This window comes from Kitasatospora sp. NPDC001603, assembly GCF_040298365.1.
GTDB lineage: Bacteria > Actinomycetota > Actinomycetes > Streptomycetales > Streptomycetaceae > Kitasatospora.
Map to the genome: position 1 here is coordinate 71,422 of NZ_JBEPAA010000003.1, position 15,274 is coordinate 86,695.

The 15,274-nt window shown below is 75.0% G+C and carries 13 protein-coding genes; 3 read left to right on the plus strand and 10 right to left on the minus strand.

Annotated elements, in window-relative coordinates:
* Positions 1–46 precede the first annotated feature (46 nt).
* Positions 47–514, plus strand: a complete 468-nt coding sequence (locus tag ABT263_RS03210) for an RDD family protein (protein ID WP_329487351.1) — start codon at positions 47–49, stop codon at positions 512–514.
* A 91-nt stretch (positions 515–605) separates the two neighbouring features.
* On the opposite strand, the gene ABT263_RS03215 is transcribed toward ABT263_RS03210, so the two are convergent.
* From ABT263_RS03215 to ABT263_RS03245, 7 genes are all read right to left on the minus strand, one after another.
* Positions 606–1,295, minus strand: a complete 690-nt coding sequence (locus ABT263_RS03215) for a DUF4191 domain-containing protein (protein WP_329487350.1) — start codon at positions 1,293–1,295, stop codon at positions 606–608.
* Positions 1,296–1,422: 127 nt separating this feature from the next.
* Positions 1,423–1,608: a hypothetical protein gene (locus tag ABT263_RS03220; RefSeq protein WP_352286988.1), complete on the minus strand. Its 186-nt coding sequence runs from the start codon at positions 1,606–1,608 to the stop codon at positions 1,423–1,425.
* A 319-nt stretch (positions 1,609–1,927) separates the two neighbouring features.
* Positions 1,928–2,884 carry a lipoyl synthase gene (locus ABT263_RS03225; RefSeq protein ID WP_329487348.1) on the minus strand — a complete coding sequence of 319 codons (957 nt, stop codon included), beginning with the start codon at positions 2,882–2,884 and terminating at the stop codon, positions 1,928–1,930.
* A gap of 150 nt (positions 2,885–3,034) precedes the next feature.
* Positions 3,035–3,832, minus strand: a complete 798-nt coding sequence (gene lipB / locus ABT263_RS03230; protein ID WP_352286991.1) for a lipoyl(octanoyl) transferase LipB — start codon at positions 3,830–3,832, stop codon at positions 3,035–3,037.
* Between the two features lie 193 nt (positions 3,833–4,025).
* Positions 4,026–5,972, minus strand: a complete 1,947-nt coding sequence (locus ABT263_RS03235; RefSeq protein ID WP_352286994.1) for a helix-turn-helix domain-containing protein — start codon at positions 5,970–5,972, stop codon at positions 4,026–4,028.
* Between the two features lie 135 nt (positions 5,973–6,107).
* Complete coding sequence (locus tag ABT263_RS03240) at positions 6,108–7,520, minus strand: MFS transporter (RefSeq protein WP_352286996.1); 1,413 nt, start codon at positions 7,518–7,520, stop codon at positions 6,108–6,110.
* Positions 7,521–7,561: 41 nt separating this feature from the next.
* Positions 7,562–8,323, minus strand: coding sequence for a 3-hydroxybutyrate dehydrogenase (locus tag ABT263_RS03245; protein ID WP_352286999.1), 762 nt, complete (start codon positions 8,321–8,323; stop codon positions 7,562–7,564).
* Between the two features lie 309 nt (positions 8,324–8,632).
* Here ABT263_RS03245 and ABT263_RS03250 point away from each other — a divergent pair, with 309 nt between their 5' ends.
* The gene (locus tag ABT263_RS03250; protein WP_352287001.1) at positions 8,633–10,453 is read left to right on the plus strand and encodes an NsdA family TPR-like regulatory protein; all 1,821 of its coding nucleotides are present in this window, start codon (positions 8,633–8,635) and stop codon (positions 10,451–10,453) included.
* A gap of 51 nt (positions 10,454–10,504) precedes the next feature.
* On the opposite strand, the gene ABT263_RS03255 is transcribed toward ABT263_RS03250, so the two are convergent.
* The 3 genes from ABT263_RS03255 to ABT263_RS03265 all read right to left on the minus strand — a co-directional run bounded on the left by ABT263_RS03255 (position 10,505) and on the right by ABT263_RS03265 (position 14,611).
* Positions 10,505–11,734, minus strand: a complete 1,230-nt coding sequence (locus ABT263_RS03255; RefSeq protein WP_352287003.1) for a cation:proton antiporter — start codon at positions 11,732–11,734, stop codon at positions 10,505–10,507.
* Between the two features lie 104 nt (positions 11,735–11,838).
* On the minus strand, positions 11,839–13,170 hold the full coding sequence (locus ABT263_RS03260) for an FAD-dependent oxidoreductase (protein ID WP_352287005.1): 1,332 nt from the start codon (positions 13,168–13,170) through the stop codon (positions 11,839–11,841).
* Positions 13,171–13,705: 535 nt separating this feature from the next.
* Positions 13,706–14,611, minus strand: a complete 906-nt coding sequence (locus ABT263_RS03265; RefSeq protein WP_352287007.1) for a TIGR01777 family oxidoreductase — start codon at positions 14,609–14,611, stop codon at positions 13,706–13,708.
* A 73-nt stretch (positions 14,612–14,684) separates the two neighbouring features.
* On the opposite strand from ABT263_RS03265, the gene ABT263_RS03270 reads away from it, so the two are divergent.
* Positions 14,685–15,182, plus strand: coding sequence for a GNAT family N-acetyltransferase (locus ABT263_RS03270; protein WP_502885747.1), 498 nt, complete (start codon positions 14,685–14,687; stop codon positions 15,180–15,182).
* Positions 15,183–15,274: the final 92 nt, after the last annotated feature.

The window sequence follows — 15,274 nt, forward strand, 5'->3', positions numbered from 1 at the left end:
GGGAGCCGGTGCCGAGCCGCGCCGTCCGCCCGGTTAGTGTGGATTCGTGGACACCAGAGAAGCGTTGGGATCGTGGATCGACGGCCCGAAGGCGGCCGCCGAGAAGATGGGTGCCGACTTCGGCCACCGCGGTGAGCGCCTCGGACTGCCCAAGGAGGGCACCGGCTCGATCGGCGGCCCGGGCCGGCGCCTGGGCGCGCTGTTCGTCGACGGCTGGCTGATCGCCCTGGTCGCCTACGGGCTGCTGGGCAAGGGCTCGCCGGCCTCGGCGAACCTGTGGACCACCCCGCTGTTCTTCGCCGTCACCGTGCTGCTGCTCGCCACCACGGGCACGACCGTCGGCAAGCGGCTGTTCGGCCTGCGGGTGGTCCGCCTGGACGGCCGCCGCGCGACCATCCCGCAGGTGCTGCTGCGCACCCTGCTGCTCTGCCTGGTGGTGCCGGCCCTGGTGTGGGACCGCGACACCCGCGGCCTGCACGACAAGGCGGTCGGCACGGTCGAGGTCCGCATCTAGCGGACGCCGCCCCACGGCACCCCCCGGAACGACGAACGGCCCCGCAGCGGAGATTCCGCGGCGGGGCCGTTCGCGTCGATGGGGGAGGGGGTCAGCGGACCTGGCCGCCCTTGGGCATCCGGGCGCCCTTGGGCATCGGGCCCTTGGGGATCGGCGCCTTGGAGAGCAGGTCGCCGAGCGCGCGGAGGCGGTCGTTGGTCTCGGTGACCTGGGCGGGCGTGATCGCGCGGGGCAGTCGCATCAGGTGGACCTGCAGCTTCTTGAGCGGGATCTCGCCCTCGCCGGTGCCCACCACGATGTCGTGCACCGGCACGTCGCCGACGACCCGGGCCATCTTCTTCTTCTCGGACGCCAGCAGCTGGCGGACCCGGTTCGGGTTGCCCTCGCCGATCAGCGCGATGCCGGCCCGGCCCACGGCGCGGTAGACCGCGTCCTGGTTACGGGTGACCGCCACCGGGGTGGAGCTCGCGCTCCAGCCTCGCTTGATGTTGTTCAGCACCGCCGCCACGGCCCCCGGCTGCCCTTCCATCTGCCCGAACGCCGCGCGCTCGGCCCGGCGCCCGAAGACGATCGCCATGGCCAGGAAAGCCACGATGAAGCCCAGGATGCCCAGATAGATCGGGTGGTCGATCGCGAAGCCGATGGCGAGGAACACGCCGAAGGTCAGCAGGCCGACGCCGGCGATGATCAGGCCGATCTTGGTGTCGACCTTCTTGGTCATGGTGTATGCCAGGCGGATCTGCTTCAGTCGCCCGGGGTTCTCGGATGTTTCCCTCGCCATAACGCTCATGGTACGTGCCGTCGGTACGGGATAACCAAGCCCGGGTACCCGTTCGCACCGAACCGTGACCCGGGTGCCCCGGGACGGTCGCGCACAGTGGTCGCGCGGGGGCGGCGCCGGAGGGGCCCTAACGGCGCGCGGACTCCGCCACGGGGCCTCCCGGCACCGTGGCGCGCTCGCGGTCCGCCGCGTAGCGGCGGTTCTCGCAGACCGCGGCCCAGGCGTTGCGCCGGGCCTGTCGCTGCCCGCCCGCGAGCAGCACGCTCTCGGCCAGCCGCAGCGCGGTGCCCACCGACCGGATGCCGACCTGCATGTCGAACAGCTCCTCTTGTGGCGGATCCTGTCGTGGATCCCGTCGTGGATCTCGTGGTGGATCACAGGGTGGATCACAGGGTGGATCGTGTGGCGGAAATGATTCGAACGCTTCCATCCTCACCACTCCGTGTTACCAGCCCGTGACCCGTCAGTCAAAGCCCGGTGAACCCGAAGGGGCGGAGCCGTAGCTCCGCCCCTCAGATGGCTCACACCGGACGGTGGCCGGACCGGACCGGACCGCGGCCCCGCGGCCGGAACGTTCCCGCAGCGGCCTCCGGCCACAACCGGCCCCGCGGCCGGAACACGACCGGACGCGGTCAGACCGCCGCGGTCCGCTCGCGGTGCTCCAGCGCCTGCCGGTACAGCCGCCCGGCGCGGTACGAGGACCGCACCAGCGGGCCGGACATGACCCCGGCGAAGCCGAGCTCCTCGGCCTCCTGCTGCAGCTCGACGAACTCGTGCGGCTTCACCCAGCGCTCGACCGGGTGGTGGCGCAGCGACGGGCGCAGGTACTGGGTGATGGTGATCAGCTCGCAGCCGGCGCCGACCAGGTCGGCCAGCGCCTGGCTGACCTCCTCGCGGGTCTCGCCCATGCCCAGGATCAGGTTGGACTTGGTCACCAGCCCGGCCGCGCGGGCCTGGGTGATGACGTCCAGCGAGCGCTCGTAGCGGAACGCCGGGCGGATCCGCTTGAAGATCCGCGGCACCGTCTCGACGTTGTGCGCCAGCACCTCGGGGCGGGACGAGAAGACCTCGGCCAGCTGCTCCGGGACGGCGTTGAAGTCGGGGATCAGCAGCTCGACGCCGGTGCGGCCGCTCTCGCGGCCGGCGGTCAGCGCGTGCACCTGGCGCACCGTCTCGGCGTACAGCCAGGAGCCGCCGTCCGCCAGGTCGTCGCGGGCGACGCCGGTGATGGTGGCGTAGTTGAGGTCCATGGTCACGATGGACTCGGCGACGCGGCGCGGCTCGTCACGGTCGAAGTCGGCGGGCTTGCCGGTGTCGATCTGGCAGAAGTCGCAGCGGCGGGTGCACTGGTCACCGCCGATGAGGAAGGTCGCCTCGCGGTCCTCCCAGCACTCGAAGATGTTGGGGCAGCCGGCCTCCTGGCAGACCGTGTGCAGCCCCTCCTTCTTCACCAGCGACTGGAGGGCGTTGTACTCCGGCCCCATCTTCGCGCGGGTCTTGATCCACTCGGGCTTCCGCTCGATGGGGGTCTCGCTGTTGCGGACCTCCAGGCGGAGCAGCTTCCTGCCGTCGGGTGCGACAGCGGACACGTGCGACTCCTAGAACTAGACGGGGTACCCCCAGGGTACGCCTGTGCTTGTACGGCCTTCGCCGGGCCCGTGGCCCGCAAACGCAGGGCAACAGTGCTACCGGCCGGTAGATTCCCGGGTGGCGAGGTCGGTCGGCCCCCGGGAGCGGGCTCAGCGGCCGAGTGCCGGTTCCGGCAGTTCGGCGAACACCTCCGCCAGGCGCTTCTCGACCACGGACAGCGCCTCGCCGACTTCGAAGTCGCGGCCCAGCTCACCGGAGAGCGAGGCCACGCCCGCGTCCCGGATGCCGCAGGGCACGATCCGGTCGAACCAGGTCATGTCCGGATTGCAGTTCAGCGCGAAGCCGTGCATCGTCACCCCGCGCGAGACGCGGACGCCGATCGCGGCGAGCTTGCGGTCGTCGCCGCGCTGCCCGGCGTTGGACGGCGCGTACTCGGGGCCGGCCAGCCGCGGGTCGATGCCCAGTGGCAGGCCCATCCGCAGGGTGAGCTTGCCGATGTCCACCACCTGCGCCGGGTCGACCACCGCGTCCGGGATGCTCGCGCCGAGCACCCAGACCCCGCTGCGGCCCTCGATCCGGGTGGTCTCCACGCCGAACTCGCCGCAGGCCCGGATCAGGGCCTCCTCCAGCCGGCGCACGTAGGCGACGACGTCCATCGGCTCGGGGAGCTTCACGATCGGGTAGCCGACCAGCTGGCCGGGGCCGTGCCAGGTGATCTCGCCGCCCCGGTTGACCTCGACCACCGGCGTGCCGTCCAGCGGCAGGTCGGCCGGGTTGGTGCGGCGGCCCATCGTGTACACCGGGGGGTGCTCCAGCAGCAGCACGGTGTCGGGGATCTCGTCCGCGACCCGCAGGGCGTGCAGCCGCTGCTGCTCCTCCCAGGCCTCCTGGTAGGGGACGGCACCGTCGCCGGTGCCCAGGCGCACGAACCGTACGTTCCCGCTCATGCGCCCACCTCGTCGCGCTCTGTGGCCACTGCTGCTCCTTGCCCGGCGTTCGAGACCAACCTCGCCACTGTACGCCCGCGCCCCGGCCGGTCGTTCAGGTGCCCGAATGCGGTGGACGACCGGCCCGAACCGCCCGCAGCGACCCCGGGAACGCCCCGGGAACGCCCCGGGAAGGCCCCGGGAGCACCCCGGCTCAGGCGCCGGCGAGCAGTTGGAGGCGCAGCGCCAGCTGGACCTCCAGCGCGCGCTCGGGCCGGTTCCAGTCCGGGCCCAGCAGCGCCTCGACCCGGTCCAGCCGCTGCACCACGGTGTTCACGTGCACGTGCAGCTCGTCCTTGGCCCGGGTCAGGCTGCCGCCGCAGTCGAAGTAGGCGCGCAGGGTGCGGACCAGTTCGGTGCCGCGCCGGGCGTCGTAGTCCAGCAACGGGCCGAGCGTCGCGCCGACGAAGCCGTCGACGTCGTGGCCGTCGCCGAGCAGCACGCCGAGGAAGCCCAGGTCGCGGGCCGAGGCGCCGTCCCCGGCCCGGCCGAGCACCCGCAGGGCCCGGACGCAGCGCAGGCCCTCGGCGTACGAGGAGGCCAGCGCGACCGGCCCGGCGGCGGGACGGCCGACGCCCACGGTGACCGGGAACCCGGCCAGCCGGGCCAGCCGCTCGGCGGCCAGCTCGGCCGCCTGCTGGGCGGACGCCGGGCCCGCCGCACCCGCGGGGCCCGCCGGCGCGTCCTCCGGGAGCAGCAGGACCACGGCCTCGCCGTGCTCCGCGCTGATGCCGCGCGAGCCGAACAGGTAGCGCCCCGCCGCGCCCGCCAGCCGGCCGCGGTCGGTCGCCGCGGTGCCGGGGGCGCCGGCCGGCTCCGCCACCAGCACCAGGTGCGGGCGGCCGAGGTCCACGCCGAGCCGGCGCCCGCGCGCGGTCAGGCCGGCCGGGTCGCGGTCGGGGGCGGTCAGCAGGTCGGCCAGCAGCTCGCCGCGCACCCGGTTCTCGGTCTCGGCCACCGAGCGGCGCAGCAGCAGGAGCAGCGCGGTGACCACGGCGGCCCGTTCGAACAGCCGCCGGTCGGCGTCCTCCAGGCCCGGCCGCCCGCGCAGCACGAGGGTGCCCAGCGGCTCCTGGCCGGCCAGCACGGCGCAGACCCAGTCCTCGCCGTGCCGCACCGACCGGCCCTCGGCCCGGGAGGCGGCGACGGCCCCGGCCAGCCCCTCGGCGGGTCCGGCCCGGCCGGCCAGCGGGTCGCCCTCGGTGTCCAGGACCGCCACCTCGCCGCCCAGCAGGGCGGCGACCTCGGCGGCGACGTCCGGCACCTCGGCGCCGCGCAGCACCAGGTCGGTGAGCCGGTCGTGGCCCTGCTCGGCCCGCTGGACGGCGGCGGCGTGGGCCCGGATCAGTTCGTTGGCGCTGTTCAGCCCGGCCAGCGCGGCCCGGGTGTCGGCCAGCGACTTGGCGGTGTCCAGCGCGATCGCGGCGTGCGCGGCCAGCGAGCAGAGCAGCGCGACCTCGTCGGGGGAGAAGGCGCGCGGGGCGCGGTCGGCGGCGAACAGCACCCCGATCACCCGCCCGCCGAGCAGCAGCGGCACTCCGATGATCGCCACCAGGCCCTCGTCCAGCACGCCCGCGTCGATCGTGCCGGTGTGGTGGAACCGCTCGTCGGTCCGGTAGTCGGGGGTGGCGTACGGGCGGGCGGTCTGGGCGACCAGGCCGCCGAGGCCGTCGCCCAGGCTCAGCCGCAGGGTCTGGAAGAGCACCGAGACGGAGCCGTCGGTGACCCGCATGTAGGTGTCGCCGGCGGCCTCGTCCGGGAGGGTCAGATAGGCGGTGTCGGTGCCGAGCAGCAGCCGGGCCCGGCGGACGATCGCCTGGAGCACGGTGTCCAGGTCCCGGGAGGCGGCGAGGTCCCCGGCGGTGTCGAAGAGCGCCGTCAGCTCGGCCTCGCGGCGGCGGTGCTGACGCAGCGTCCGGTGCACCCGCAGCGCCTGCCAGGTGGCGTCGTCGATCGCGCTCAGCACGGCGGCCGGCGCCCCCCGGCGGCGGGCGTCGGCCAGGACCTCGGCGAAGTCCTCGGTGGCGGCCCCGGAGGCCAGGAGGTCGAGCAACCGCCGTAGCGCGGGTGCCGCGCCGGTCTCGGGACGGGGGTCGTTCACGGTACGGCCGCCAATCGGCAGTGGGTCGCTACCCCAGGGACGGAAGCGCGATCGTAGCCGCTCGGCCCGGGGGGCGCGGGTGGCCGGTGCGGGTGGTCGGCGCGCACGGGGGCGTGGGCGCCGGCCACCGGTCCGTCAGGCCCGCGCGGTCCTGGTGACGGCGGCGCTCTCCGGCGCACCCGCCACCCGGTCCTGCGCACCGGCCTGCGCACCGGCCTCCGGGTCGGCCTCGGTCAGGTCCCGGCCGCGGGTCTCCCGGGCGCAGAGCACCGCGAGGACGGTGATCACCGCCGCGACGGCGACGTACACCGCGATCGGCGTCGAGCTGCCGTAGTCCTTCAGCAGCGCCGTCGCGATCAGCGGGGCCGGGGCGCCGGCCGCCACCGAGGCGAACTGGGCGCCGATGGAGGCGCCCGAGTAGCGCATCCGGGTCGCGAACATCTCGGAGAAGAAGGCCGCCTGCGGCGCGTACATGGCGCTGTGGAAGACCAGCCCGACGGTCACCGCCAGCAGCAGCGAGCCGAACGAGCGGGTGTCCACCAGCCCGAAGAAGACGAACGCCCAGACCCCGACGCCCACCGCGCCCACCAGGTACACCGGCTTGCGCCCGACCCGGTCGGAGAGCGCCCCGAACACCGGGATCAGCGCGAACTGGATCGCCGAGGCGATCAGCACCGCGTTCAGCGCGGTCTGCTTCGGCAGGTGCACCCGGGTCACCGCGTAGGCCAGCACGAAGGTGGTCATCACGTAGTACGAGATGTTCTCCGCCATCCGGGCACCCATCGCCACCAGCACCTCCCGCCAGTGGTGGCGCAGCACCGCCACCAGCGGGGGCTGCTCCACCGCCCGGCCGGCCGCCTTCCGGGCCTCGGCGGCCGCCAGCGCCTGCTGGAACAGCGGCGACTCGTCCACCGCCAGCCGGATCCACATGCCCACCGCCACCAGCAGCGCCGACAGCAGGAACGGCACCCGCCAGCCCCAGGACAGGAAGGTGGCGTCCGACTGCACGGTGGTGAGCAGCGACAGCACGCCCGCCGCCAGCAGGTTGCCCGCGGGGGCGCCGCCCTGCGGCCAGGACGCCCAGAAGCCACGCCTGCGCGCGTCCCCGTGCTCGGAGACCAGCAGGACCGCGCCGCCCCACTCGCCGCCGAGCGCGAAGCCCTGCACCAGCCGCAGCACGGTCAGCAGCACCGGCGCGGCGGCGCCGATCTGGTGGTACGTCGGCAGCAGGCCGATCAGCGTGGTCGAGCCGCCCATCAGCAGCAGGCTCACCACCAGCAGCCGCTTGCGGCCGACCCGGTCGCCGAAGTGCCCGAAGACCAGCGCGCCCAGCGGCCGGGCGGCGAAGCCGATCGCGTAGGTGAGGAAGGCGAGCAGGGTCCCGGTCAGCGGATCGCTCGCCGGGAAGAACACCTTGCCGAACACGAGCGCCGCGGCCGTGCCGTAGAGGAAGTAGTCGTACCACTCGATGGTGGTGCCGATGAGGCTGGCACCGACCACCTTCCAGAGGGGGGAGCCTGGTCTCGCGACGGCGGGGGAACTGGCCATGGGCGGGGTCACCTCGAAGGGGGGAGTGGGGTGCGGGGGCATCAGCGGGCCGTCCAGCCGCCGTCGACGGGGAGGCTGGCGCCGGTGATGTAGGAGGCGTGCGCGGAGCAGAGCCAGAGGGCCAGCTGCGCCACCTCGTCGGGTTCGATCAGCCGCTTGACGGCGGGCCGGTCGAGCATGATCTGCTCCACCACCTCGTCCTCGCGGATGCCGTGCGCGAGCGCCTGGTCGGCGATCTGCCGCTCCACCAGCGGGGTGCGCACGTACCCCGGGTTGACGCAGTTGCTGGTGACGCCGTGGGGCGCGCCCTCCAGCGCGACCGTCTTGCTCAGACCCTCCAGGGCGTGCTTCGCCGTCACGTAGCCCGACTTGAAGGCGCTGGCCCGCAGGCCGTGCACGGAGGAGATGTTGACCACCCGCCCCCAGCCCCGCGCGTACATGTGGGGCAGGGTGCGGCGCAGGATGCGGAACGGGGCCTCGACCATCACCCGCTGGATCAGGGTGAAGCGCTCGATCGGGAACTCGTGGACGGGCGCGACGTGCTGGAGGCCGGCGTTGTTGACCACGATGTCGGCGTCGTCCGGCAGCGCCTCCACCGCCTCCGGGTCGGCGAGGTCGGCGACGTGCGCCACGCCGCCGATCCGCTCGGCGAGCTCCCGGGCCGGGGCGGCCGCGAGGTCGACGACGTAGACCCGGGCGCCGGCCTCCGCGAAGGCTTCGGCGCAGGCCCGGCCGATGCCCGAGGCGGCCCCGGTGACCAGGGCCGTACGGCCGTCGAGCGGGCGGGCTGAAGTGGTGTCCATGGCCGAGAACGGTAGGAAGTCGGCGGCCCGGCTCCCATGTGATGGCGTACCACAGCGGCCGGGCGCCCTGTGGTGGTCACCGCTACGAGGGCCGATCGGCGGTTCGGCCGCCCCGGGCCAAACCCGTGCCGCTCGGGCTTCCCCACAATGGGCGCCGATGCTTCACCCGTTCGGAGGATTGCTCGGTCAGAACCGCCCATAGCGCCCGAATGCTCGCTACATTCACGCCGATTCCCGACAGGGGGCGCCGCCACAGGCAGCCGAAGTGCTGGTGGAGCCGGTACGGCGTCCGAGAGGTGTTGACTGACTATGCCCCAACGGCCTGCAACCGACAGCCCGGCGTACGGACCGCTCGACCCGCTCGACCAGCACCGAGGTCCGGTCGGCCGGGCCCTTCCGGACGCCCCCGAGGCCCCGGCCGCCGACGATATGCGGCTGCCCGCGCAGGTCACGACCGCACGGCACCGGAGCGCCCCGGCGCCCGCGGACGCGCCCGTCGCACCCGCGCCCGCCCCGCCACCGGCCGCGGTGAGCACCGGTCCGGCTCCGCAGAACGGCCAGCTGGCCGCCCTGATCGAGGAGGCCGGCTTCTCGCACGCCGGCCTGGCCCGCCGGGTCGACCAGCTCGGCCTGGAGCACGGCCTGGACCTGCGGTACGACAAGACCTCGGTCACCCGCTGGCTCCGCGGCCAGCAGCCGCGCGGGGCCACCCCGGCGCTGATCGCCGAGGTGTTCACCCGCCGGCTCGGCCGCCGGCTCACCGCCCAGGACCTCGGACTGGACGCCTGCGCCCCGGTCTACGCCGGCCTGGAGTTCGCCGAGACGCCGCAGGAGGCGGTGGACATCGTGGCGAGCATGTGGCGCAAGGACAACGGCCCGCAGTCCGAGCTGCGCCGGATCGCCTTCACCCCGGCCGGCCTGGTCGTCCCCAGCCGGGACTGGCTGATCGGCCGCACCGACGAGCGGGTCGCCAGGGACGGCTCCACGCTGCCCCGGCCGGACACCGCCGCCGGCCCGGCGCCCGGCGGGCCGTCCGCACCCCAGGCGCGCGCCGCGGCGCCCGGAGCGTCCCCCGCCCGCCCGGCCCGCGGCGGCGCCGGCGCACCGCCGGCCCCGGCCGCCTCGGCCGCCGCGCTCGGCCGAGTGCCGACCCAGAGCCGTCGGCCGCCGACCGCCGTCGAACCGCCGTACACCGACCCGGCCCGCGAGCCGAGGCCCGCCCTGCGCGTCGGCCGGGGCGACATCGCCGCCATCCGCGCCGTCGGGGACCTCTTCCGCGCGCTGGACCACGCCTACGGCGGCGGGCACGCCCGCCAGGCGCTGGTCCGCTACCTGGAGAGCGAGGCCGAGCCGATGCTGCGCGGCCGCTACGGCGAGCAGATCGGGCGGGCGCTCTTCGGGGCCGTCGCCGACCTGACCAGGCTCGCCGGCTGGACGTCCTTCGACATCGCCGCGCACGGTCTGGCCCAGCGCTACTTCGTCCAGGCCCTGCGGCTCTCCCAGGCCGCCGGGGACCGCGCGCTCGGCGGCTACATCCTGGTGACGATGAGCCAGCAGGCCGTCCACCTGGGCCACGGCCGGGAGGCGGTCCAGCTGGCCCGGGTCGCCCAGCAGGGCGTGGGCACCGCCGTGCCGCCCACCGTGCAGTCGCTGCTGCACGCCGCCGAGGCGCGCGGCCACGGCCTGCTGGGCGACGTCCGCTCCTGCACCACCGCCCTGGTCCGCTCCGAGCGGGCCCTGGCCGGCGCCCGGGCCGGCGACGAACTGCCTTCCTGGGCGCGCTACTTCGACGAGGCGCAGCTCTCCGACGAGTTCGCCCACTGCTACCGGGACCTCCAGCAGTGGCGGACGGCGGCGCAGCACGCCGAGAAGTCCCTGCGGCTGCGCTCGCCCGCCTACGCCCGCAGCCGGATCTTCTGCCGGATGGTGCTGGCCACCGCCCGGCTCGGCATGGGGGACTTGGACGAGGCGTGCACCATGGCCACCGACGCGCTGCGGGCGGCCGGGGAGATGCGCTCGGCCCGTTCGCTGGAGTACGTCCGGGACTTCCACCGCCGGCTCACCCCCTACCGGGGCAGTCCGGTGGCCCGCGCCTTCGAGGAGACGGCGCGCCAGGCGGGGGTGATCTGACGAGGGCCCGCGGCGGGCCGCCCGGCCGGCCCGGCCGGCCCGCCGCGGCGGCTACCAGCTCTCGGCGTTGACCCGCTGCCGGTCGCCCCCGGCGGCCGGTGGGCGGGCGCTCCCGCGCAGCCGCTGGGCGAGCAGCGGGAAGGCCAGGACGGAGAGCATGCCCGCGCCGACCAGCGCGGCCGCGGTGGAGGACGGCAGGTGCCCGGCGTCCACCTCGATCGTGGTGATCACCACGACCAGCGGCAGCGCGGTCGCGCCGTACAGGCCGAGCGCCGCCCGGTCGTGGCGGCCCAGCCCGATCGGGGCGAGGAGGGCCGCCGGCAGTCCGCGCACGGCCAGGAGCAGCAGCAGGAACACCGGGACGAGCAGCAGGCTGCCCGGTTCCCGGAGCAGCGCCTCCAGGTCGAACTTCATCCCGCTGACCACGAAGAACACCGGCACGAGGAAGCCGAAGCCGATGCCCTCCAGCTTGGCCTCGATGACCTCCTCCGTGGCCTCGGGCACGTCGGTCAGCAGCAGATGGGAGACGATCCCGGCGGTGAAGGCGCCGAGCAGCATGTCCAGGTCGAGCCAGACCGCGGCGGACACCATCGCGGTCAGCACCAGGATCACCGTGCGGATCGCGAACTGGCCGGAGGTGCGCAGGGTTCGGCGGATCAGCCGGGTCACCCAGTCCGGCCGGGGCCGCCGGGCGAAGCCGACGGCGGCCGTCGTGATCACCGCGAAGACGGCCAGGATGACGGCGGTCCTGGCCGGGCTGTTGCCGCTGAGCAGGATCGCGACCGCGATGATCGGCCCGAACTCGCCGACCGCGCCGGTGGCCATCACCAGCGAGCCGAACGGCGTCGGCAGCTCCCCGGAGTCGCGCAGGATCGGCAGGATGGTGCCGAGCGCGGTGGTGGTGAGCGCGAGCCCGGCGAAGGCGCCGTTCAGCGGGTCCCGGTTGACCATGGCGCCCACGCCGAGGGCCACCACCAGGGACACCAGCCACGCGGCGCCCGCCCGCTTCAGCGGGCCGCCGCGCAGCTTGGCGAAGTCGATCTCGTAACCGGCCAGGAACATCAGCATCGCCAGGCCGAACTCGGAGAGCGCGTCGACCAGCCCGTCGACCTGCGCCCAGTCCAGGACGTCGGGGCCGATCAGGACGCCGAGCACGATCTCGAACACCACCGTGGGCACGGCGACCCACCGCAGCAGCCGATCGGCCAGCAGCGGGGCGGCCACGGCGGCGGCCGGGATCAGGATCAGTGCGAGCGGGTCGATCCGGCAGTCGGCGCTCACCGGGCGAGGGGCCCGGGGTCCTGGACGGAAAACGTCCGATTAGCGGTCATATCGGCATACTGGCACGCTGTGGCATGCCGTCCCGGCAGCCCGGCGGCCGCGTGTTACGCCGCCGCCTCCGCCTCCCGGGCGGAGACCGGCAGCCCGAGGTCGCGCGCCACGGCCAGGGCCGCCCGCCGCCCCGACACCAGGGCGCCCTGGACGCTGCTGGTGTCCCGGTGGTCGCCGCAGACGTACAGCCCGGCCAGCAGGCGCACCGGGCGGCGGTTGTTGTGCGGCGGCGGCATGGCCGGCACCGCGTCCGGGACGTGGCGCACGCTCAGGAACTGCCAGCCCTTCGTCGGGACGCCGTACAGCTCCGCCAGCCGGGCCCGCACCGCGGGTTCGAGCGCGGCGGGCCCGCCGGAGTCGAAGGAGCGCCGCCCCAGCACGGTGGTGGCGATCAGGGCCTGCCCGGGCGGGGCGTACGAGTGGTGCAGCTCGCTGAGCACCAGGGAGTGCGAGACCAGCGGCGGGTGGCCGTTCGGGCGGTCGCCGTCCAGCAGCAGGACGGCCTCGCCGATCGGCGCCCGGTCGGCGGCGTGGTAGAAGGTCGTGACGGGGTGGAAGTCCGGCAGCCGCAGCCCGGGCAGGAGCGCGGCGGCCGAGCGTGCGTCGGTCGCCACCACGACGGCCTGGGCGCCGATCCGGCCGTGGCCGGCGGTCTCCACGCCGTCGGCCGCGATCGAGGTGACCCGCACGCCGGACCGCAGGGTGTCGGCCGGCAGGGCGGCGGCCACCTGGGCCGGGACGGCCGCGATCCCGTCGGCGGGCAGACAGAGGCGGCCGCGCGCGTAGCAGCGCAGCACCAGGTCGGCGATCCGGCTGCTGGTGCCCAGGGCCGGATCGCTGAGCAGGGCGCCGAGCAGCGGCCGCAGGAAGCCGTCGACGGTGCGCGGGGCGAGCCCGCGTTCGCCGAGGGCGCGGGCGGTGGTGGTCTCCGGCCGGGCCTGCAGTCGGCCGGCCGGGGTGGCGGCCAGCCGGCTGAGCCAGCTGCCCAGCCGGGCCTTGTCCAGCGGACTGCCCAGCGGGGCCCGGGAGGCCGCCTGGCGGGCGGCGGTCAACTGCGGGTCCCCGGCGCGGTAGCGGCGGCCCCCGCTGTGCACGAGCACGCCGGGCGCGAGCGGGTGCAGACCGAGCCGGTCCAGGTCGAGGGCCCGGCTCAGCTCGGGGTACGCGGTGTTCAGCAACTGGCTGCCGTGGTCGAGCCGGAAGCCGTCCAGCTCGCGGGTGGCCATCCGGCCGCCGATCCGGCCCGAGGCCTCCAGGACCTGGACGGTCAGGCCGTAGCCGGTGAGCGCGCGGGCGGCGGCCAGGCCCGCGAGTCCGGCCCCCACCACGACGACGTCCGGATCGGACTGTCGGCGGGTGCGGCGGGTGAAGTCGTATGTGGGCACTGGCGTGCTCCCTCCCTGGTCCCGGAGCTTCGGCCGACGCAGGCAGCGGGGTGCCGGGACACGGTCCGACGGTGTGATGCCCAGTCAGTACGAGCGTCAGACAAGCACACCGGGCCCTATCCGGGTCCCGGGGAGGGTTCGACAGCATGCGGTGGGGGCGCGGTCACACACGGTGCCCGCAAGTGGTCCTGTTCGGGCTCCATGGGCGCGCACCGTCACCAGGGGCGTGCGGCGCGCCTGGTTCGTGCTCCCGTGCGCCCCCTCCCGGAGCCCCTCCCGACCCCGCTCGGCATATGCCCCCGGCCAGGGCTGATGCCGTAGCGGGCGTACGCGGGCGGCCCGGGCGGGGCATCCGCGCCCGGACCACTCGGCCTACCGCAGGCGCCCTACCGGACGCGCCCGCTCCGCGCGCACCCCGCGGCCGCCCGGAGCGGCCGCCTCCCTGCCGCCCCGCGGCGACGGCACCGCCGCGCCCGCACGTCCCCGTCGCCACAGTGCCGCCACCCCGTGGAACCGCCGCGACGCCGCCCCGCCGCTACAGTGCCGCCCGCACCGCCGAGTCCACGTCCGGGTGCTCGAAGCGGAAGCCGGCCTCCAGCAGCCGCCGCGGTACCACCCGGTGGCTGCCGGTCACCTCGACGGCCAGCTCGCCCAGCACCGTCTTGAGCGCCGCCTCCGGCACCGGGAACGGCGTCGGCCGCTTCAGCACCCGGCCGAGCGCCGCCGTCAGCTCGGCGTTGGTGACCGGCTCCGGCGCGCTGAGGTTGAACGCGCCGCTCAGGTCGTCGCGGTCGATCAGGAACCGCAGTGCGGCGACCTCGTCCGCCAGTGAGATGAAGCTCCAGTACTGCCGGCCGTCGCCGAGCCGTCCGCCGAGCCCCAGGCGGAACAGCGGGAAGAGCCGACCGCCGGCCCCGCCCGCGGCCGAGAGCACCAGCCCGGTGCGCGGGTGGACCACCCGGATCCCGGCCCGTTCGGCGGGCCGCGCGGAGGCCTCCCACTCGACGCAGACCTCGGCGAGGAAGTCGTCCCCGGCGGGCGAGTCCTCGTCGATCACCCGGTCGCCGGTCTGGCCGTAGTAGCCGACGGCCGAGGCGCTGACGAAGACCCGGGGCGGCTTGTCGAGTTCGGCCATCGCGACGGCCAGCGTCTCGGTGCCGAGCACCCGGCTCTCCCGGATCTCCCGCTTGTACGCGTCGGTCCAGCGGCGGTCGCCGACCCCGGCGCCCGCCAGGTGCACCACCGCCTCGACGCCGGCCAGCCCGGCCCGGTCCACCTGGCCCAGCAGCGGGTTCCAGCCGATCGCCGTCGTCCCGTCCGGCCGCGGACCGGTTCTGGAGCGGTGCCGGACCAGCCGGACCACCTCGTGGCCGTCGGCCAGCAGCGAGCGGACGAGTGTCGAGCCGATCAATCCCGTGGATCCTGTGACCGCGATGCGCATGGGCCCATCCTCGCAGTTTCCGGCGGCCGGAACTCCGTATCCACCCCGGGCGCGGCTGACTAGCATGGCGCGCATGCACGCCGAAGATCTGATCATCCGTCCCGCGCAGACCGAGGACGAGAAGGAACTCTCCGCGCTCAACCGGGCCGCCTGGTCCTGGCAGAGCGACGTCGCCCCGCAGCCGGCCGAGGGGGACACCGTGTTCGACGAGCGCCACACCCCGGACCAGTTCCTGCTCGCCCTGCTGGACGGCCGGATCGTCGGCTACATCCGGGTGGTTCCGCCCACCCCGCTGGCCAGTAACGGGCACGTGCGGCAGATCCAGGGACTGGCGGTCTCCTCCGGGGCCCGCGGCCGGGGCGTCGGCCGGGCGCTGGTGGAGGCGGGCTGTGCGGCCGCCGCGGAGCAGGGGGCGCGCCGGATCACCCTGCGGGTGCTCGGGCACAACGCCCCGGCCCGCCGCCTCTACGAGGCCTGCGGCTTCGTGGTCGAGGGTTCGCTCGCCGAGGAGTTCCTGATCGACGGCCGGTACGTGGACGACATCTGGATGGCCCGTTCACTGCTCGGCTGACCCCGCGCTCCGCCCTCCCGCGCCTGGCGGGTCGCCCGTCGCCCCCTCCGGCGCGGCGGGTGGGCCGCGTGCCGCCTCCCGGGGCCCGAGTC